Genomic DNA, 19,831 nt, shown 5'->3' with positions numbered 1-19,831 from the left:
CTATGCTTTCCTTTTACATAATTGAGCTTGTCTTTGGAAGACTAGAACATGAAGTAAAGGAGAGTTGTGTATGAAGTGGAAACATATAATTGGTGACGTTGAAGTGAATCGGGATTTAGTGTTATTACTCCTTATTGGAGGTTTATACACGCTCGCAATTTCTTTATCGAATACGTTTGTTAACATTTATTTATGGAAACAAACACAAAATTATGTGAATCTCGGCTTGTATAATTTGGCCAGCGTTGTATTGCAGCCCCTCACATTTCTTATAGGTGGGAAATTAGCGAAGCGTATTGATCGCTCGATCTTGTTACGAATAGGCGTAGGCACGTTAGCGATTTTTTTTATCGTTGTTTTAGTAGCGGGGAAAAGCGCTTCTCACTATATTTTATTAATGGGGGCTCTTTTAGGAGTCGGATATGGTTTTTACTGGCTCGCGTTTAACTTATTAACATTTGAGATTACAGAACCAGAAACAAGAGATTTCTTTAACGGGTTTCTTGGGCTTCTTACATCCTTCTCTGGCATGATTGGACCGATAGCAGCTGGATACACAATTTCACGTATGGAGAAGTGGAGTGGTTATACGGTCATATTCTTTCTCTCGTTATTGTTATTTGCAATTGCTGTCGTTTTAAGCTTTTTTGTATCTAAGAGAGAATGTGAAGGTCGTTATGAGGTTACACAAGTTTTGAAAGAGCGACGGATTGATAAAAATTGGGGGAGAATTACACGTGCTCATTTTTTCCAAGGATTGAGAGAGGGGACATTCATTTTTGTTATTTCAGTATATGTGTACTTAGCAACCGATAGTGAGCTTGCATTAGGGAAATATAGCTTAGTAAATTCTGCTGTATCATTTGTATGTTACTATTTAGTTGCCCGTATGTTAAAGAAAGAGTGGCGAAAAAAAGCAATTTTACTTGGAGGCATTATTTTATATGCTGTTGTATTTTTAGTTATATTCAATGTTACATACACAAAATTACTTATTTATGCAGCATGCATTGCGATTGCATACCCTATTTTACTCGTTCCATATGGATCGATGACATATGATGTAATTGGTAGAGCGAAAAATGCGAGAGAGTGGCGTGTAGAGTATGTTGTTGTCCGAGAATTATGGTTAAATGCCGGGAGAATTTGTTCAGTTTTAAGTTTTTTATGTGCTGTATTATTCTTTCCGCCTGAAAAGAGTTTACCTGTCTTACTATGTATTTTAGGTGCTGGACATTTTCTTATTTATTTTGCAGTTAAAAATGTCAAATATGATGAAGGAAATGCAGGGAACACAAGTGTCGTAGCGCAAGGAACCACGCAGAATCAAACAGAACCAGAAGGTTAACTTATCGTTTGTTTTATGCTAGAATAGAAAAAGATGTAAGACAGCAGTGAGGACACCTGTATGAAGGTGTCCCTTTCAAATTACATAGCTGTTGGTAGAGGGGGTTTGTATGGGTAAGAAGCAGAAACAACAAAAGAAAAAGACTCACGTTCCTTTTCGGTTAAACGTGCTGTTTTTCTGCGTGTTTTTAATGTTCTCCGCGGTTATTGTAAGGCTTGGTTATGTACAAATTGTTCGCGGTGAGGAATATAAGAATGAAGTGGAGAGGAAAGAAAACTCGACGATAAGTAATCCTGTACCACGTGGGAAAATATTTGACCGTTATGGGCGAGCTGTAGTAGATAATGCAGCTGTACGTACGATTACATTTACAAAAATGAAAGGATCAACTGCAGAGGCTCGCTTAGAAACAGCGAAAAAATTAGCAGATTTGATTGAAGTACCGACAGATAAATTAACAGATCGCGATAAAAAAGATTATTGGCTTGCTATTCATAAAGAAGAAGCGCAAGAAAAAATTACGAAAAAAGATCGTCAAGAGTTTAAAGATAAAAAAATTGACGATAAAGAATTAGATGAGCGTCAACGAAATCGCGTGACAGAAGAAGAAGTGAATCAATTATCCGCAAAAGATTTAGAAGTGCTAGCGATTAAAAGCAAAATGGACGGCGGATATGCGATGACACCACAAGTCATTAAAAAGGATGCTACAGAACAAGAATATGCGATTATTAGTGAAAATCTAGCAGCATTACCGGGTGTAGATACGAATGTTGATTGGGATCGAAAGTATATTTATGATGATTTATTCCGAAGTGTACTTGGCGGCGTGTCAACGTCTGATGAAGGTTTACCGAGAGAAAGACTAGATTACTATCTTGTTCGTGATTATAATCGAAATGACCGCGTAGGGAAAAGTTATCTTGAGCAGCAATATGAAGATAGTTTGCACGGTAATAAAGCGGAAGTGAGAAATATTACAGATAAAAACGGTAATATTTTAGAAACGATTAATGTATCAAAAGGGCAAAGTGGTAACAATCTGAATTTAACAATTGATATGGAATTACAAAAGCGTGTAGAAGAAATTATCACGAAAAATTTATTGAGATATAAAGGGGGACAACCTCTTTTAGATCGTGCATTCGTTGTAATGATGAATCCAAAAAATGGTGAAGTTTTATCTATGGCAGGGAAACAGTTAGTAGAAGAAAATGGCGAAACGAAAGTGCAAGATTTCGCATTAGGAACGATGACAAGTTCTTATCCGATGGGATCAACTGTAAAAGGTGCGACAGTACTTACTGGGTATCAGACAGGTGCCATTCAACCAGGTTCAGTTCAACTTGATGAACCAATCAGATTAAAGGGAACGCCACAAAAATCTTCTTGGAAGACGATGGGATACATTAATGATTTAACAGCATTAAAAATGTCTTCTAACGTATATATGTTTAAAACAGCGATGAATATCGCAGGTGTTCCATATGTAAGAGGTGGTACGTTAGATATACCACAAAAAGCATTTGATACGATGCGTTATTATTTCGGACAGTTTGGACTTGGTGTAAAAACAGGTATCGATTTACCAAATGAATCTGCGGGTCAAACAGGTAGAGGAAATCAGCCAGGTTTCTTATTAGATTTATCAATTGGGCAGTATGACACGTACACACCACTTCAATTAGCACAGTATGTTTCAACAATTGCAAATGGTGGTTACCGTATGCAGCCGCAAGTTGTAAAGGAAATTCGTCAACCGGAAGCGAAACAAGGCGAAGTTGGAAAAGTCGTTCATTCAATGGAACCAAAAGTACTAAACCGTATTGATATGCCTGAATCACAAATTAAACGTGTTCAGGAAGGATTTAGACAAGTATTTAATGAGTCTGGTGGTACAGCTGCGAAATACTTTACAGGCGCATCATATAAAGCTGCTGGTAAAACAGGTACAGCTCAAACTGTGTATGGCGGAGATAAAGAGATTGGTAGAAAAGCAAACGGTGAGCGTAAAGAAACATATAACTTAACATTAGTAGGTTATGCGCCACTTGAAGACCCTGAAGTAGCATTTTCTGTTGTTGTACCTTGGGTAGATGATAAATCAGGTATTAACGGTTATATTAGTCGTGACATTATGGACGCGTACTTTGATTTGAAAAAGGTAGAAAATGGCGAAGCTACACAAGAGGAAATAGATAAGAAAAATAAAAAGCAAGATGATGAATAAAAAAGTTGTAAAAAAAGCACACTATCTGAAAAGATAGTGTGCTTTTTTTTTTGATTCATGCATACGTTTTAATAAAGTGGACAAGCAGATCATATCGGAATTTTAAGGGACCTTGCAAATAATACGTATGCATTCACTATGGAAGTTATGGACCAATCCTCAGTGAAGATGAACAGTGGCTACGGATTAATAATTTACCTAATGTTGATTCTTGTGGAACTTTACAAAACTTTTACAAACAATTAAAACCGAATTAATAGTTTAGCAGTATTCTTATATCTGTAATCCTGTTATTTCCGGTTACTTCTAGGAGGAAGAACACGTGAAATGGATAAGTGCATCAATTAAAGTTTTCATACTGTCAACATGTTTCTTTTATGTTGGCACGTCTACTGCATTTGCTGCGAATGAAATGGGAGAAGTGAGAGTTGATGGATCCTCAACGGTTTTTCCTATTATAGAAGCGGTAGCGGAGGAATATACAAAGGTGCATCCAAGCGTGAAAATTTCCATCAGTGTTTCTGGAACAGGAGGAGGATTTAATCGTTTCAGTAAAGGAGAAGTCGATATAAATAATGCTTCGAGAGTAATGAAACAAGTGGAAGAAAATGAAATGAAGAGAAACTCCATTCAGTTTACACCATTTGAAGTTGCTTACGACGGTCTTACGATCGTTGTGAATCGCGAAAATACTTGGGTAGACAATATGACGGTAGACGAGTTACGTCTATTATGGAGTGAAGATGGAAACGAAAAGCGATGGTCACAAATTCATTCTTCATGGCCACGTGAACAGGTGAAGTTTTATGCGCCAGGTGTAGACTCTGGTACGTATGATTATTTTCAAAACGTCATCTTACAAAATAATCGCATTGTAAAAAAAGTCTCTTTGTCTGAAGATGATCAAGTTATTATGCAAGGGGTAATGAATGATAAAAATGCCATTGCTTTTGTAGGATATGCTTATTATATGGCCAATCGAGATAAGGTGAGAGCAATAAAAGTGGATGGTGTACTTCCGACGAAAGATACGATTCAATCAGGTAAATATAAGCCATTATCTAGGTCGCTATTTGCTTATGTAAATGATGCATCTATCCGAAATAAAATGAATGTAGCGAATTATGTTGAGTTTATGATTCAGCATGTTGGTAATCTTGCTGAAGAGGTAGGATATGTAAAATTACCAAAAGAAAAATACAATGAACAGCTGCGGATGTTAACAGAAATAAAAAGGTAATGTCAGGGTGGAAAGGGGTTTTCATCTTTGGCTCATAATGACAAAAGTCAAATTACATTTTCTGTACAACATTTGATTGAGAGAAATACAAAACAAAGAAAAAAAACGCAGCGAATCAATCAAATCGTTCCATTATTACTAAAAATAATTGCTAGTGTGTCTATTGTGACGACACTTGGAATTATTTTTACGCTGGCAAATGAAACAATGATGTTTTTTCAAAAAATACCATTGCTCTCCTTTTTGACAGAGAAAGAATGGTTACCTTTTTTTGAAGATCCTAAATTCGGTATATTACCACTTATATGTGGAACGTTCCTTGTAACAACAATTGCTATGTTCGTAGCAATTCCTATCGGTTTAGCGTGTGCCGTATTTTTAAGTGAATATGCTTCAAACAGTGTAAGAAAAGTATTAAAACCGATGTTAGAACTATTAGCAGGTATCCCGACGATTGTATATGGTTTTTTTGCATTAACAGTTGTCACACCGCTTTTACAGCGGATTATACCAGATTTACAGTTTTTTAATGCGATTAGTCCAGGTATTGTTATTGGCTTTATGATGATACCGACAATTGCATCTCTGTCTGAAGATGCAATGAGAGCTGTAGCGAAAGGGACGAAAGAAGCTTCGTTAGCACTTGGAGCAACTCGGTTTGAAATGGTAAAACAAGTCGTGTTTCCTTCAGCTTTCGCAGGGATTATGGCAGCGATTATATTAGCTGCTTCAAGAGCAATCGGTGAAACGATGATCGTTGTAATTGCAGCAGGGTCCACACCGAACGTATCTCTCGATCCGACACACTCTATTCAAACGTTAACAGCTTATATTGTGCAAGTGAGTTTAGGTGATGCTCCGCATGGAACAATTACTTATTACAGCATGTACGCTGTAGGCGCAATGTTATTCTTGTTTACTTTTATAATGAACATCATTTCGCAGTTTATTATGCGCCGCTTTAGGAGGGTGACATAATATGCGCATGTTGAATCATAAAAAAATACAAGAAAATATGGCATCACGTTTTTTAAAAGATCGAATTTACAAATTGTTATTTTATATGGCAATTTTGTTTTCAATAGTAATCCTGCTTATTTTGCTTTTTCAAATTTTTGAAAAAGGTGTCAGTTACCTTTCGTTAGATTTCTTTACAAACTTCGCTTCGCGTAATCCGAAAGAAGCTGGGATTGTTGCAGCTTTGTCAGGAACAATATTATTTATGAGTATTGTTATACCACTCTCCTTTATATTTGGGGTCGGAACTGCTCTTTATTTAGAGCAATATGCGAAGGAATCTATATTTAAAAAGGTAATAGAAATTAATAATCAAACGTTAGCGGGAGTACCTTCCGTCGTATTTGGATTACTCGGCTTAACCATTTTTGTATACGCTCTTCACTTAGGTGAGAGTATTATTGCAGCGGCACTGACGATGAGCTTACTCGTCTTACCGACAGTTGTTGTAGCGAGTCAAGAAGCGATACGATCTGTACCGAGGTCATTATTAGAAGCTTCTTACGGGTTAGGTGCTACGAAGTGGCAAACGATGTATCAAGTTGTATTGCCATATGCGTTCCCAGGAATTATAACAGGTTGTACGTTAGCGATATCAAGAGCGATTGGAGAAGCGGCACCGTTATTAGTTATCGGGGCACTTGCATTTGCAAATTATGTTCCGTTTAGTATGTTTGATAGATTTACAGTTTTACCAATTCAAATTTTTAATTGGATGAGTAGACCACAGGAAGAATTTCAGTATGTAGCAGCTGCTGGGATGATTGTTTTGTTAGGTTTGTTGCTCTTGATCAATATAGTTGTCCTATGGTTACGAAATCGAAAATAAGTTGGAAATGGATGAAAGGGGAATTCAAATGGTAGCAACAGTAGTAAATGTACAGGTGAAAAACGAGGAGAAAATCGAGACTGCGCCAAAGAAAGTAGTATTTGATACGAAAAACTTAAATTTATGGTATGGAGAAGACCATGCTTTAAAAGATATCAACTTAAGTATTCATGAGAATGAAGTTACAGCAATTATCGGGCCAAGTGGTTGTGGTAAATCAACGTACTTAAAAACATTAAATCGTATGGTAGAGTTAGTACCAATCGTGCGAACTACAGGCGTAATTGAATATAGAGAGCGCAATATATTTGATAAATCATATCCAGTTGAAGAATTACGAACACATGTAGGAATGGTGTTCCAAAAACCAAATCCATTTCCAAAATCTATTTATGAAAATGTAGCATATGGCCCGAAAATTCATGGGATTAGCGACAAGAAAACGTTAGATGAAATTGTTGAAAAAAGTTTACGTGGAGCAGCGATTTGGGATGAGTTAAAAGATCGTTTGCATGATAATGCATACGGTTTATCTGGTGGACAGCAACAGCGTCTATGTATTGCACGTTGTTTAGCGATTGAACCAGACGTTATTTTAATGGATGAGCCAACATCAGCACTAGATCCAATTTCAACATTAAAAGTAGAAGAATTAATTCAAGAGTTAAAGAAAGATTTTAGTATCGTTATCGTAACGCATAACATGCAACAAGCTGCGCGTATTTCAGATAAAACTGCTTTCTTCTTAAGTGGAGAAGTTGTAGAGTATACAGATACAAATAAATTATTTACGACACCTTCAGATAAGCGTACAGAAGATTATATTACAGGCCGATTCGGTTGATGTCGCTAGCAAGGCTAAGAGCAAATACCCTCTTAACAGAGGGTATTTCTTATTTTTACCTTATTTAAGATAGGAGAAGTAATACTCCTCCTATCTTAAGGTTTATTATAAGTAGGCTAGGTAGGAGAGTTATATATAGTGGTACATAATATTGAGGGGGAAGAAACAATGGTACGAGAACAATTTCAATGTGATTTAAAAACGTTACAGCAAAAGGTGATTGAGCTTGGTGAACTAGCGAGAGAAGCTTTATTGCTTGCTATGGAAGGGCTTCATAAAAAGGATGTAGAGAAAGCGTTAGAGGTAATAGATGGTGATTATCGTATGGATAATTTAGAAGAGGAAATAAATGATCTTGCGCTTATGCTCATTACGAAGCAGCAACCTGTAGCGAGTGATTTAAGAAGGATTTTCATTTCAATTAAAACAGCGACAGATTTAGAACGGATTGCAGATCATGCTGTTAATATTGCGAAATCAACCATTCGTCTCGGGGAAAAAGACGTGTCTGTTAGTTTGCACAATCTTGATGAGATGTTTGCGATTGCAAATAAGATGTTACAGTTAGCGCTAGATGCATATGAGCAAGAAAATTTAACTTTTGCGAAACAAATTGCCGAAATGGATGATTCTGTTGATGAAATATATGGGAAAGCGATTCGTGAATTTATATCTTCAGTTCCAGAACAACCAGAAGCAATTACACAAATTACACAATTATCCTTTGTAGCGAGATATATCGAACGTGTAGCAGACCATATTACAAATATTGCTGAAAATGTTTTTTATTTAGTAAAGGGAAAGCATTACTTATTAAATGAATAAAGAAAAAAGCAGGTGAAACATCACCTGCTTTTTTTAGTCAAAACATGACAAAAAAGCTCGTTGTTTCCTTTAGTTTATGATGATAAGATGTATCATAATATAATGGAAAAAATAGGGCGTATATGTTATTCGCTTATTAAGTAATATTTTAAAAGTTAATAGTAAGCGCTTTCTTCAGTTGTTGAAAGGTGAATGTATATAAGGGGAACTTTACTGCCTGCCGGCCCGATTGGTCAAGGCTAATAATCAGTAGGGGAGGAAGAAAACCCCCACTGATTAAAGTTTCACTTTATTTTATACTGCTAGTTAATGCTGGGTAGATAATATACATATCGTATATGAAGTTACTGAACATTATATAAGTGGAGGCTGAAGTATATGAAGGGGGTTATTTTAGCTGGAGGAAAAGGACGACGCCTTAGACCATTAACATGTAATACTCCAAAGCCGATGTTGCCATTATTAGAAAAGCCAGTTTTAGAATACAACATTGAATTATTGCGTCAGCATGGTATACGTGAGATTGCCATTACTGTTCAGTATATGAGTGCGGCTATTAAGCAATATTTTGGTGACGGTAGCAAATGGGGCGTTAACTTGTACTACTTTGAAGACTCTCCACCGCTTGGAACTGCAGGGAGTATTAAACAAGCGGAAAAATTTTTGGATGAACCGTTTGTTGTCATAAGTGGGGATGCGTTAACTGATTTTCAATTATCAGAAGGAATTACGTTTCATGAACAAAAGAAAAGAATGGTAACTATGTTTGTAAAGGAAGTAGAAAATCCACTCTCATTTGGTTTAGTTGTAATGAACAAAGAACAAGAGGTTACACGATACATAGAAAAACCGAGTTGGAATGAAGTAGTCTCTAATATTGTGAATACAGGTATATATATTATGGAGCCAGAAATTTTTTCTTACATACCGCCCCGAGAATTTTTTGATTTTAGTCAAGATGTGTTTCCGTTATTGGCAAATAAGAACGCATTATTTGCATATTTGTCAGAAGGTTACTGGTTAGATATCGGTACATTTGATCAATATCGACAAGCACAATTTGATTTGTTAACGAAAAAATTGCAAGTACCTATCCCATATACGGAAGTATTACCGATGGTATGGATGGGAGAAGGGGTAACGATTGGAAAAGGAACGAAAATTCACGGCCCTTCTTTTATTGGAGAAGGAGCAAAAATTGGTGCCGGGGCTGTAATTGAGCCGTACTCTATTATCGGGAAAAATAGTATTGTTTCGAGTTATTCTCATCTTCAAAAAAGTATTATTTTTGCAAATGCGCACATTGGGAAATATTGTGAGTTACTAGAAACGACAATAGGAGAACATACAATGGTGGAAGATGATGTTACATTGTTTCAAAAAAGCATTGTAGCGGACCATTGTCATATAGGGAAAAGTACGGTAATTAAGCAAAAGGGAAAACTATGGCCATATAAGGCGATTGATAGTCATTCGGTAGTAGGATCGGCTGGTGTTCAAGAAAGTGAGAAGAGTGCAGGATGGTTGCAAAAAAGCCGCATTGTAGGAAGAGGGAACGTTGAAATCACCCCTCAATTTATTGTAAAGGTTGCGATGGCGTACGGATCTCTTTTTACAAAAGGGGAAAGTATATTAATCGGGAGTCAAGAACATATAGAAACGACTTCTTATAAAAATCTTTTTCTTCATGCAATTCATGGTATTGGGATTCATACGATGGAATGCAAAGAAATGAACGAATCACTTTTTCAGTACAGCATTCAAGATTTGCAATGTGCGGGCGGGGTTTTCATTCAAGCGGAAAAAGAAAAAGAGATTGTTATAAAGTTGTATGGTAAGGATGGGGCACAGTTAACGTATAAGCAGCAAAAAGCGATAGAACAAATGTATATGTCTGAGTCGTTTTATTACGTATGTGAGAAGGAAATGGGGCGGAATAAGCTAGTACACGTTTCTTTACATAATTATATAGAGGCTGTATTAGAGCGTATTGATATTGAGAAAATAAAAAAACAGAAGTTCCATCTTCTTATTAATAAGAGAAATGATATGTTACAACATCTGCTTATGCTCTTTTTGCAAAGGCTCGGATGCACAGTTACGTGGATTTATGCGAGCGAACAAAAGGATCATGTGAAAGCTTTGATGAAATCAAGTAAAGCAAATATGGCGCTTATGTTTTCAGAGCAAGGAAATTATTTCGAGTTATATGATAATCATAGTAATATTTACCAAGGGACGGATTTTGAAGAGATTGATATTCCAGATTTATTACTGGAATCGGCAGGAAATATTTACCCAATGTCTTTGAAATTAGGAGAATGTTATCTTCTATTTTATACGCAGGATGAAAAAAAATCGTTTCAAGCGAGATGGAAGCGAGATATTTTATATCGAATTGGAAAATTATTCGAGTTAATAGCATTGCAGGGAAAAAACTTTCTCAGCATAGTAGAGCAATCCCCGCCGCTTTATTTACTTTGTGATGAAGTTGTATGTTCGTGGAATGAAAAAGGGAAGGTGATGAGGAAATTATTGGCTGATATCGAAAGGAAGGAAGAAGGCATATTTGAAGGAGTACAGTTCAAATATACCGAAAAAGAGTGGTCTTATATCGTTTCTGACACAAAACAACCGAAATTTTTAGTGTATTCACATGCTAGAAACCCAGTAATAGCAAGGGAAAACATGAAAAATCTTATAGAAAAAATTAGACAATATCAAAAGGTGTAGAATTTTTATTTTAAAAGTGGTATTATAGTATAGTCTGATTTAAGTTATTAGTACTGGAGGGAAATAAGAATGCGTGTGAATATTACTCTAGCATGTACAGAATGCGGAGATCGTAACTATATCTCAAAGAAAAACAAACGTAACAACGCTGAGCGTATCGAGCTTAAAAAGTATTGCAAGCGTGACAAGAAGTCTACGTTACACCGTGAAACAAAGTAAGCAGTAGGAATATTTTCCTACTGTTTCTTTTTTTATTCGATTCCTCTCTTAAAAGTGATACACTATCATCGTAGAGAAAAGTATCACTGTGAGGGGGGAAATGTGTGAGAGAAGAGAAACTACGTTTACGTAAACAAATAATAGAGCACATGAATTCTTTATCAAAAGAACGGTATACAACTTTATCAGAGCAAATTGCATGTTCGTTGTATGCACAAAAAGAGTGGGCTGAAGCTAAAACAATTGGAATCACTCTTTCAATGGAAAATGAAGTGAATACATATCCTATTATCGAAAAAGCTTGGGAAGAAGGAAAGAAAGTTGTTGTTCCGAAGTGTAATAAAGAAACAAGAACAATGTCCTTTAGGCAAATTAGTAATTTTGATCAATTGGAAACAGTGTATATGAATTTACGTGAGCCAATTCCAGCGCTTACGGAAGAAGTGAATGCAGATGAAATTGACCTTCAAATTGTACCAGGTGTAGCTTATACAGAGCGAGGAGAACGGATTGGATATGGTGGTGGCTATTATGATCGTTATCTCATGCATTATAAAGGGAAAACGCTATCATTAGCTTATAGTTTTCAAATGGTAGACCATATTCCAATAGAGCCGTTTGATAAAAATATAGAAAAAATTATTACAGAAAAAGGAACAATGGTTAAAAATGGGCTTGTATAGACAAATAAAAATTGACGAGACTTTTTCTTCTTGATTATAATAAAATATGTGAACGTTTTCTTATTATAATTTTTTATAGTAAGTGAGCATAGAGGGTGATGAAATGTTATCTATATATGATATTCAGCAATTGCTAAAGAAATTTGGTACGATTATTTATACGGGAGATCGAATTGCAGATTTACAATTAATGCAAGATGAATTGCGTGAATTAAATCAATCACAGCTAATCGATTCACAAGACTATCAAACAGCTTTATTTTTATTGAAGCAAGAAATTCAAAAAGAGCTAAATAAGAATTAGATAAAGGTAGGTAAGTAACATGGAAGAGAAATGGTTAGTTGGTGTTGACCTTGGTGGTACAACGATTAAATTAGCATTTATTAATGTATACGGTGAAATTTTACATAAGTGGGAAATCCCTACGAATACAAATGAGCAAGGAAAACATATTACACTTGATGTAGCGAAAGCTATTGATAAAAAGTTAGAAGAGTTAGGCGAATTAAAAAGTAAGTTAATCGGTATTGGTATGGGAGCTCCTGGCCCTGTACACGTGGCGTCTGGAATGATTTATGAAGCGGTTAACTTAGGATGGAAGAACTATCCGTTAAAAGATTTATTAGAAGTAGAAACAGGATTACCTGTTGTGATTGATAATGATGCGAACTTAGCAGCGCTTGGTGAAATGTGGAAAGGTGCTGGTGAAGGAGCAAAAGATTTAATTTGTATGACGCTTGGCACTGGTGTTGGCGGCGGTGTAATTGCCAATGGAGAGATTGTACACGGCGTAAGCGGTGCTGCTGGTGAAATCGGACACATTACAGTCGTTACAGAGAACGCTTTCCCATGTAATTGCGGGAAGTCTGGTTGCCTAGAAACTGTAGCATCTGCAACAGGTATTGTGCGTGTTGCTATGCAAAAAATACAAGAGACTGATAAAGAAAGTATTCTACGTTCTATGTTAGCAGAAGAAGGACGTATTACATCAAAAGACGTATTTGAAGCACATGGACAAGGTGATGAACTAGCAGGCGAAGTAGTAGAAAAGGTAGCTTCTTATTTAGGATTAGCTGTAGCGAACCTTTCTAGCACGTTGAACCCAGAGAAAATCGTTATTGGCGGAGGCGTTTCTAAAGCTGGAGATGCACTTTTAGAACCAATTCAACGCTATTTTGAACAATATGCTTTCTCACGTGCTGTAAAGAGCACGAAGTTAGCTATTGCAACACTTGGTAATGATGCAGGTGTTATCGGAGGAGCTTGGCTTGTAAAAAAGCACAAATACGAAGCGAAGATGATATAAGTTGTGAAGTATGAAAAGAGGAAGGGGAAACCCTTCCTCTTTTTGTGCGAAATCTTGATGAAGACGAGCATGTAAATGAATTAAGCTGCTGGTGGGTACCCGTTATATAGAACAGTCATGATTGTAAACCATCCGAAAACGAGTACAGTTGCAATTGCAAAGCCGCCCGCGAGAAAATTCTTTTCGCGAAGTGTTCTAAGCGTAGCAAATACAGCTAACAGAGTGACAAGCGTAAAAATAATAACAAGGCCCATACAATATCCTCCTCTGTCTACCCATTCCTTAATATGAGTTTTTGGAATATTTACTCTTTTATATTGTACATGTTTTAAAAATGATTGTCGAGATAGCATCCTTTCTTTTCCTAAGAGAAAAAAATGTTGTATCATTGAAAGTAAGTTTAATAATTGGAGGAGATTTTCATATGAAATGGATACAAATGCCGTTAGGCCCATTACAAACAAATGCTTATATTTTAACGAATGAGCAAAATGAGTGTATTATCTTTGATCCTGGTCACGAAGGAGAGAAGCTCGTTACATATTTACAAGAAGAACAATTAAAGCCACTGGCTGTTTTATTAACACATGCTCACTTTGATCATATTGGTGCTGTTGATGCGGTAAGAGACGCTTTTCATATTCCTGTGTACGTACATAAAGAAGAAGCAGATTGGTTAGGCGATGCAACTGTAAATGGTTCTCAAATCTTTATGATGAATCGCAGCATTACAGCAAAACCAGCAGATCATATTATTGATGCAGAAGGTGCATTAGCAATTGGTTCATTTAACTTTGAAATTTTTGAGACACCAGGACATTCTCCAGGCAGTATTTCTTATTACTGTAAAGAGGCGAATGCTGTATTTTCTGGAGATGTATTATTCCAAATGAGTATTGGAAGAACAGATTTACCTGGTGGAAGTTTTGCAGAGTTGATTGGAAGTATTGAAGAGAAATTATTTGTATTACCTGATGAAACAGCGGTGTTATGTGGACATGGTCCAGAAACAAGCATTGGTTTTGAAAAAGAAAATAATCCATTTTTACAGTAAGGAGCTAGTGTGGAGATGGAGCTCATTTTAAAAGAATGGATGGAAAAAGAAAAGGATTATTCAATTTCATACAGTACATATATGAACCTCGCATTATACGCAGAGGAACATGGATATTATATGAAAGAACGTGAAAAAATAGGAAGACAAGGGGATTTTTTTACAAGTAGCAACGTATCCTCTGTGTTTGCAAAAACTTTTGCTAAGTTTTTTATTCGTCTTGTTGAAAATGGTGAAGTTGCTCCACATATTTGTGAGATTGGTGGGGGGACAGGAAGGTTTGCCTATGATGTTTTACAAGAATGGAAGCAATTATCACCGGAAACCTTTATTGATTTAAACTATTCGATAATTGAAATGAGCCCTTTTCATAGAAAATTGCAGCAAAAGACTCTTTGTTCGTTTTCTAATGTGTCATATTATACGTCGCATAGTGAAATGGGAGAATCGTTCGAGGGGATTCTTTTTTCGAATGAGTTATTTGATGCATTTCCTGTTGAAGTAATTGAGAAGAGAAATGGAATATTGTATGAAGTACGTGTTACGTACACAGAAGAAGGGAAACTTGCAGAAGTATGTAGACCGTTACATAAAAGAATTGGTCGATACTTATTGAAATATAATATTCATCTCGCTGAAGGCCAGCGTTTTGAAGTGCCAATTGCGATGGAAGAATATATAAAAGAAATGGCGAAATGGTTTCAACGAGGTGTATGTATTACAGTTGATTATGGATATACAAAAGAAGAATGGATGCATCCTGCACATCAAGAAGGGAGTTTACGAGGATATTACGAGCATAAGTTAATTCGTAATCCTTTAGCGTATCCAGGTGAAATGGATCTTACTACTCATATTCATTGGGACGAACTGAAAGAAATGTTTAGCCTGCAAGGTATGAATATGGTATGGCATAAGAAACAATCTGAGTTTTTGTTAGCAGCAGGAATACTAGAGCTGCTTACGAATCATCAAGATCGGGATCCTTTTTCTGAAATTCAAAAACAAAATCGTGCAGTTCATTCTATGATTTTGAGTGGAGGATTAGGGAGTGCATGTGATGTTGTTATACATACGAAACATATGCAACAGTTACACTTGGATCGGTATTTGAAAATATAAAAAACAAGACACAGCATAGTTCTGTGTCTTGTTTTTTAATACGACTTATGTAGCATCATATATTTCCTCTCATGATATATATTTATATTAAAGATATGAGATGAAAAATATAAAATACGTCCTTTTTCTCTGTCTATGAGTCCCTAACCCAATAATACGCGAACGAGTTGAATAATTGTCTCGTTTTCTACTTTGTAATAAATTTCCAATCCTTTTCTTTCACTTGAAACGATTTTAGCACTTTTTAACTTTGCTAAATGCTGTGAAATTGTAGATTGTGGCATGTTTAAGCCAGTGTACATTGTAGAAACGTTGCTTGGACCGCGTTCAATTAATCCTTTTACAATACATAAGCGAACAGGATGAGCAAGTACTTTCAATAATTCTGCATTGCTTTCATATAGTTCTATTTCTTTTTGAAAGGTTTCTAACATGTTCTTTTCCACCTCCGTGTGAGCTGTTATACCATACTATACATACCAAAAAATTAAAGAAAAGAAAACAGTTGTTGCAGAAAAACATTCCTAAAGTAAAGAAATTGTAAGAAAAGAGACCCTGATGTAAATAAAGTAGATAATTTAGCACGGTTTTGTAAAATGACATTTTTGGGTGAAAATTTCGATGCGTTTTAAAAATTGAAAGATATAGATATATTTGTAACACAATTTTATCATGATTTTCTTATTCTTTCAAATGAATATACGAAATTTTTAAAATAATATGACAAAGGAATTATAATGTTATATATAGAATATAAAACAGGTTAAAAGAAAAGAAGCCGAATGTAGTCAGCTTCTTTATGGTGAAAATGAAATGTTTGAATATAGCTGATACATCTTAGAATTACCAAGACGTTAGTTATGTATTCTAGATTTCATCTTTCATCAATTTTAAAAATCTGTGGTTCCATATATTTTCATAAAAATCAATTGTCTCTTTTGCGGACATAAATGGATTATTTAACGTAGAGGTTGCTTTCTGGAACATGAAGTTTTCGTACCCTAGTCCATGGGCAAATTTAATTGTGGTATCCATACAGTACTCTGTTTGGGCACCACAAAATTCAATACGATGTACAGATAATTGATCTAAAATCTCTTTCAAGTTTGTGTTATAAAAAGAATTGGCATGTGTTTTTCTTACAAAAAAATCGTGTTTTTGAACATCTAAATCTGAATGGATAGCCCAAAGTTCTTTTTCAGGTACTAAATCATCATCACAATGTTGAACGAAAAGAATTGGTTTATTTGATTTTCTGTATGAAGAAATTCTTTTATTTACTTTTGTAAGTAAATTTTGTAAATTAAATAAATGCTCCTCACTATAACATACTCCATTTTGTAAATCGATAACGATTAAAACATCTGCACATGTATCCATTATTTTTGCCCCTTTTTTTTACTTCTTAATATATCAATTAATTCATTACTTGGAAATAGATAGTGATCTGTCATTTTTTTTATGAATTATACGAAGGGTTGACAAATATACTTATCAGCGTAAAAAAGAAGATATGATAACTTAATTTCATATCTTCTCTGCTCTCTATGCATTTACAGGCTCTTCTACATAAGAAAGGGCATTTTCAAAATCGGATATTAAATCGTCAACATTTTCAAGACCGACGGATAGCCGAAGTAATGAATTTGAAATCCCTCTTTCATCACGAGCTTCTTGCGATAGTGCTGCATGTGACATTTTAGCTGGGTAGGAAAGGATCGATTCGACAGCCCCTAAACTAACCGCAAAGACAGGTAATTTTACTTTTGATAAAAATTGGCGAAGTGCGTCTTCTGATTGTAAAGTGAAAGATAGGACAGCTCCTGCTGATGTAGCTTGAGATTGTTGAATGTTAAATCCAAGATGTGTTTGTAATCCTGGATAATAGACATTTTGAACTTTAGCGTGCTCTTGTAAATAGTGTGCAATTTTATTGGCATTAGCAGCTGAATGCTCAAGACGTACATGCAATGTTTTTAGACCACGAAGTACGAGAGAACAATCTTGCGGGCCTAGAATAGCGCCGAATGCATTTTGTAAAAAGCCAAGTTTTTGAGCGAGATCGGTATCTTTTACAACTGCTAATCCGGCAGTAACATCACTATGACCGGCAATGAATTTTGTGGCACTATGAAGAACGACATCAGCGCCAAGGTCAAGTGGTTTCTGGAATAGTGGTGTCAAAAATGTATTATCAACAAAAGTAAGGGCGCCAATAGATTTTGCAAGTTTAGAAACAGCACGAATATCTGTCACTTTTAAAAGTGGATTGGAAGGTGTTTCTACATAAAAGAGTTTTGTATTTGGCTTAATGTTTTGCTTTATTTCTTCTAAATTGGTCATATCAACAAATGTATGTGAAACACCGTAACGGGAGAGAACTTCAGTTATCATTCGATAAGTTCCTCCGTATACGTCTTCTGAAATGAGTACGTGATCACCTTGTGAAAGGAGGAGGAATGCAGTAGAAATCGCTGCAATTCCTGATGCGAAGGCAAATCCTTTTGTTCCGCCTTCTAATAAAGCAATGATGTCTTCAAGAGCTTCACGAGTTGGATTGCCTGACCTGCTATAGTCATATTTCCCGAACGTATCTACATCAAATTGGTGAAATGTTGATGTGTTATAGATGGGAACGTTAACAGCTCCTGTTTGCGAGTCATGTTTATATTGGTTGTGCAGTAAGAGTGTATCTATAGAATAACTCATATTCTTACACCTTCTTTTACAAGTTTAATGGCTTGCTTTAAGTCTTGAATTAAATCGTTACTATTTTCAATACCAACGGAAAATCGAAGAAGACGATTACATACACCGTTTGCTGTTCTAATTTCTTCAGGAATATCAGCGTGTGTTTGTGTTGCTGGATATGTCATTAAACTTTCAACACCACCGAGACTTTCGGCAAATGTAATTAAGGATAAAGATTGTAAGAATGGATTAATCCATGTTTCATCTTTCAGACGAAACGAGATCATGCCGCCTCTTCCAGGATAAAATACATCTGTCACCCCATCCTCATCATTTAAATAAGCAACAACTGCTTTTGCATTTTCTTCATGTTGTCTCATGCGAAGCGCTAACGTTTTCATACCACGAATTAATAGCCATGAGTCAAATGGACTTAAGACTGCACCAGAGGCATTATGATAATGAGCGATTTCCTCACAAAGTTCCTTTCCTTTTGCAACGACAAGTCCGCTTAGTACATCGTTATGACCACCTAAATATTTCGTTGCACTATGAAGTACGATATCGGCACCTTCTGTTAATGGCTGCTGTATATAAGGTGTGTAGAATGTGTTGTCTACAATAAGAAGTAGTCTGTGTCTTTTCGCTACAGTTGCAACAGCGGCAATATCGGTAACTTGCATTAATGGATTAGTTGGAGTTTCTATGAAAATAGCCTTCGTTTTCGTTGTGATGGCTTGCTCAATTTGTTTAATAGATTGTGTATTTACGTATCTACATCGAACGTTCCACTTTTTTTCGTGCTCAGAAAATAATCGATAAGTGCCACCGTATAAATCTTCGGAAACAATAAGTTCGTCTCCAGAGCGGAATAGGGAAAGGACAAGAAGAACGGCTGCCATCCCTGAACTACAGGCATAACCTTGTTCACCGCATTCTAAGTCTGCGATTGCCTGTTCTAATAGGCCGCGCGTTGGATTTCCAGTTCGTGAATAATCAAATCCAGTAGATTTACCAATTCCTTCGTGACGATAAGCAGTTGAAAAATAAACAGGTGGATTAACAGTTCCTGTTGTAGTTTCACTCCGGTTTCCGATTTGCGCTAATTTTGTTTCGATAGTTGACATGTGAAAATTCCTCCTTTTTAAATTGAACCATTAGTTGAATATAAAATAAAAAAGCCTTCTAAGAAGAAGGCTTTCGGTTTGAATAGAGTCTTCTTCTCATCTGTCAAATCTTTCACAATTTGCTGGAATTAGCACCTTATTAACAAATGTTAATGGTTGCTGAGGCGTCATAGGGCCAGTCCCTCTACCTCTCTAGATAAGAATGTTCGTATGAAATTTTATTATGTTTTTAACTTTACAACAAAAGATAATTGAATTGCAACTTTATTTTAAATAATTTTTATTTTTCCGCAAGTGTCATTGACTTTTATATTTGTGCGTGCTAAATTTATAAAAAAATTAACAAACATTGTTAAAAGGGGAACGCATTTCCTTTTAGCTACATAAATAAAATAATAAAGACAAACTCTTATTGAGAGCGGTGGAGGGAAAGGCCCTGTGAAACCCGGCAACCTTCAAACGAAATGTTTGAAACGGTGCTAATACCTGCAAAACGAATGTTTTGCATAATAAGAGGAGGATCGATTATGTCCCCCTCTTCAAAGTGAAGAGGGGGTTTTTA

General features: G+C 35.8%; 19 protein-coding genes and 2 riboswitches. Of the genes, 14 read left to right on the top strand and 5 right to left on the bottom strand.

Features of this window, described 5'->3' with window-relative positions; genetic code table 11:
• The first annotated feature begins 70 nt into the window (after window positions 1-70).
• From MR070_RS02760 to glcK, 12 genes are all read left to right on the top strand, one after another.
• The gene (locus tag MR070_RS02760) at window positions 71-1,348 is read left to right on the top strand and encodes an MFS transporter (protein ID WP_000871368.1); all 1,278 of its coding nucleotides are present in this window, start codon (window positions 71-73) and stop codon (window positions 1,346-1,348) included.
• A 109-nt stretch (window positions 1,349-1,457) separates the two neighbouring features.
• Entirely contained in the window at window positions 1,458-3,578 is a 2,121-nt protein-coding gene (locus tag MR070_RS02755; RefSeq protein WP_000516825.1) for a peptidoglycan D,D-transpeptidase FtsI family protein, read from the top strand.
• A 322-nt stretch (window positions 3,579-3,900) separates the two neighbouring features.
• Window positions 3,901-4,818 carry a phosphate ABC transporter substrate-binding protein PhoX gene (gene phoX, locus MR070_RS02750; RefSeq protein ID WP_000871254.1) on the top strand — a complete coding sequence of 306 codons (918 nt, stop codon included), beginning with the start codon at window positions 3,901-3,903 and terminating at the stop codon, window positions 4,816-4,818.
• A 27-nt stretch (window positions 4,819-4,845) separates the two neighbouring features.
• On the top strand, window positions 4,846-5,796 hold the full coding sequence (pstC, locus tag MR070_RS02745) for a phosphate ABC transporter permease subunit PstC (RefSeq protein ID WP_000940902.1): 951 nt from the start codon (window positions 4,846-4,848) through the stop codon (window positions 5,794-5,796).
• 1 nt (window position 5,797) lies between these two features.
• Window positions 5,798-6,664: a phosphate ABC transporter permease PstA gene (gene pstA / locus MR070_RS02740; RefSeq protein ID WP_001242546.1), complete on the top strand. Its 867-nt coding sequence runs from the start codon at window positions 5,798-5,800 to the stop codon at window positions 6,662-6,664.
• Window positions 6,665-6,692: 28 nt separating this feature from the next.
• Window positions 6,693-7,508: a phosphate ABC transporter ATP-binding protein gene (pstB, locus tag MR070_RS02735; protein ID WP_000226683.1), complete on the top strand. Its 816-nt coding sequence runs from the start codon at window positions 6,693-6,695 to the stop codon at window positions 7,506-7,508.
• A 168-nt stretch (window positions 7,509-7,676) separates the two neighbouring features.
• Entirely contained in the window at window positions 7,677-8,333 is a 657-nt protein-coding gene (phoU, locus tag MR070_RS02730) for a phosphate signaling complex protein PhoU (protein WP_000251231.1), read from the top strand.
• Between the two features lie 378 nt (window positions 8,334-8,711).
• Complete coding sequence (locus MR070_RS02725) at window positions 8,712-11,066, top strand: sugar phosphate nucleotidyltransferase (RefSeq protein ID WP_242260498.1); 2,355 nt, start codon at window positions 8,712-8,714, stop codon at window positions 11,064-11,066.
• Window positions 11,067-11,135: 69 nt separating this feature from the next.
• Window positions 11,136-11,285 carry a 50S ribosomal protein L33 gene (rpmG, locus tag MR070_RS02720; RefSeq protein WP_001265616.1) on the top strand — a complete coding sequence of 50 codons (150 nt, stop codon included), beginning with the start codon at window positions 11,136-11,138 and terminating at the stop codon, window positions 11,283-11,285.
• Window positions 11,286-11,389: 104 nt separating this feature from the next.
• The gene (locus MR070_RS02715; RefSeq protein ID WP_139895897.1) at window positions 11,390-11,968 is read left to right on the top strand and encodes a 5-formyltetrahydrofolate cyclo-ligase; all 579 of its coding nucleotides are present in this window, start codon (window positions 11,390-11,392) and stop codon (window positions 11,966-11,968) included.
• Window positions 11,969-12,071: 103 nt separating this feature from the next.
• Window positions 12,072-12,272, top strand: coding sequence for a YqgQ family protein (locus tag MR070_RS02710; RefSeq protein ID WP_000949156.1), 201 nt, complete (start codon window positions 12,072-12,074; stop codon window positions 12,270-12,272).
• A gap of 19 nt (window positions 12,273-12,291) precedes the next feature.
• Window positions 12,292-13,275, top strand: a complete 984-nt coding sequence (glcK, locus tag MR070_RS02705; protein ID WP_000391706.1) for a glucokinase — start codon at window positions 12,292-12,294, stop codon at window positions 13,273-13,275.
• 80 nt (window positions 13,276-13,355) lie between these two features.
• On the opposite strand, the gene MR070_RS02700 is transcribed toward glcK, so the two are convergent.
• Window positions 13,356-13,529, bottom strand: coding sequence for a DUF2759 domain-containing protein (locus tag MR070_RS02700; protein WP_000524853.1), 174 nt, complete (start codon window positions 13,527-13,529; stop codon window positions 13,356-13,358).
• Between the two features lie 170 nt (window positions 13,530-13,699).
• On the opposite strand from MR070_RS02700, the gene MR070_RS02695 reads away from it, so the two are divergent.
• Both MR070_RS02695 and MR070_RS02690 read left to right on the top strand, forming a co-directional pair.
• The gene (locus tag MR070_RS02695; protein WP_000871248.1) at window positions 13,700-14,329 is read left to right on the top strand and encodes an MBL fold metallo-hydrolase; all 630 of its coding nucleotides are present in this window, start codon (window positions 13,700-13,702) and stop codon (window positions 14,327-14,329) included.
• A gap of 9 nt (window positions 14,330-14,338) precedes the next feature.
• Window positions 14,339-15,451 carry a class I SAM-dependent methyltransferase gene (locus tag MR070_RS02690; protein ID WP_041184141.1) on the top strand — a complete coding sequence of 371 codons (1,113 nt, stop codon included), beginning with the start codon at window positions 14,339-14,341 and terminating at the stop codon, window positions 15,449-15,451.
• Between the two features lie 143 nt (window positions 15,452-15,594).
• Here MR070_RS02690 and MR070_RS02685 read toward each other — a convergent pair whose 3' ends face one another.
• From MR070_RS02685 to metI, 4 genes are all read right to left on the bottom strand, one after another.
• Entirely contained in the window at window positions 15,595-15,885 is a 291-nt protein-coding gene (locus MR070_RS02685; protein WP_000894375.1) for an ArsR/SmtB family transcription factor, read from the bottom strand.
• A gap of 433 nt (window positions 15,886-16,318) precedes the next feature.
• Entirely contained in the window at window positions 16,319-16,831 is a 513-nt protein-coding gene (locus MR070_RS02680; RefSeq protein WP_000379168.1) for a cysteine hydrolase family protein, read from the bottom strand.
• A 165-nt stretch (window positions 16,832-16,996) separates the two neighbouring features.
• Entirely contained in the window at window positions 16,997-18,160 is a 1,164-nt protein-coding gene (gene metC / locus MR070_RS02675) for a cystathionine beta-lyase (protein WP_000122290.1), read from the bottom strand.
• The gene (gene metI / locus MR070_RS02670; RefSeq protein ID WP_000103878.1) at window positions 18,157-19,269 is read right to left on the bottom strand and encodes a cystathionine gamma-synthase/O-acetylhomoserine thiolyase; all 1,113 of its coding nucleotides are present in this window, start codon (window positions 19,267-19,269) and stop codon (window positions 18,157-18,159) included. Before metI ends, metC begins: the two co-directional genes overlap by 4 nt.
• A 93-nt stretch (window positions 19,270-19,362) precedes the next feature.
• Window positions 19,363-19,472, bottom strand: a riboswitch (SAM riboswitch).
• Between the two features lie 203 nt (window positions 19,473-19,675).
• Window positions 19,676-19,785, top strand: a riboswitch (SAM riboswitch).
• The last annotated feature ends 46 nt before the right edge of the window (window positions 19,786-19,831 follow it).

The organism is Bacillus cereus group sp. BfR-BA-01453 (genome assembly GCF_022662915.1).
In the GTDB taxonomy this organism is placed as follows: domain Bacteria; phylum Bacillota; class Bacilli; order Bacillales; family Bacillaceae_G; genus Bacillus_A; species Bacillus_A paranthracis.
This window is presented reverse-complemented; position numbering and strand designations above follow the sequence as displayed.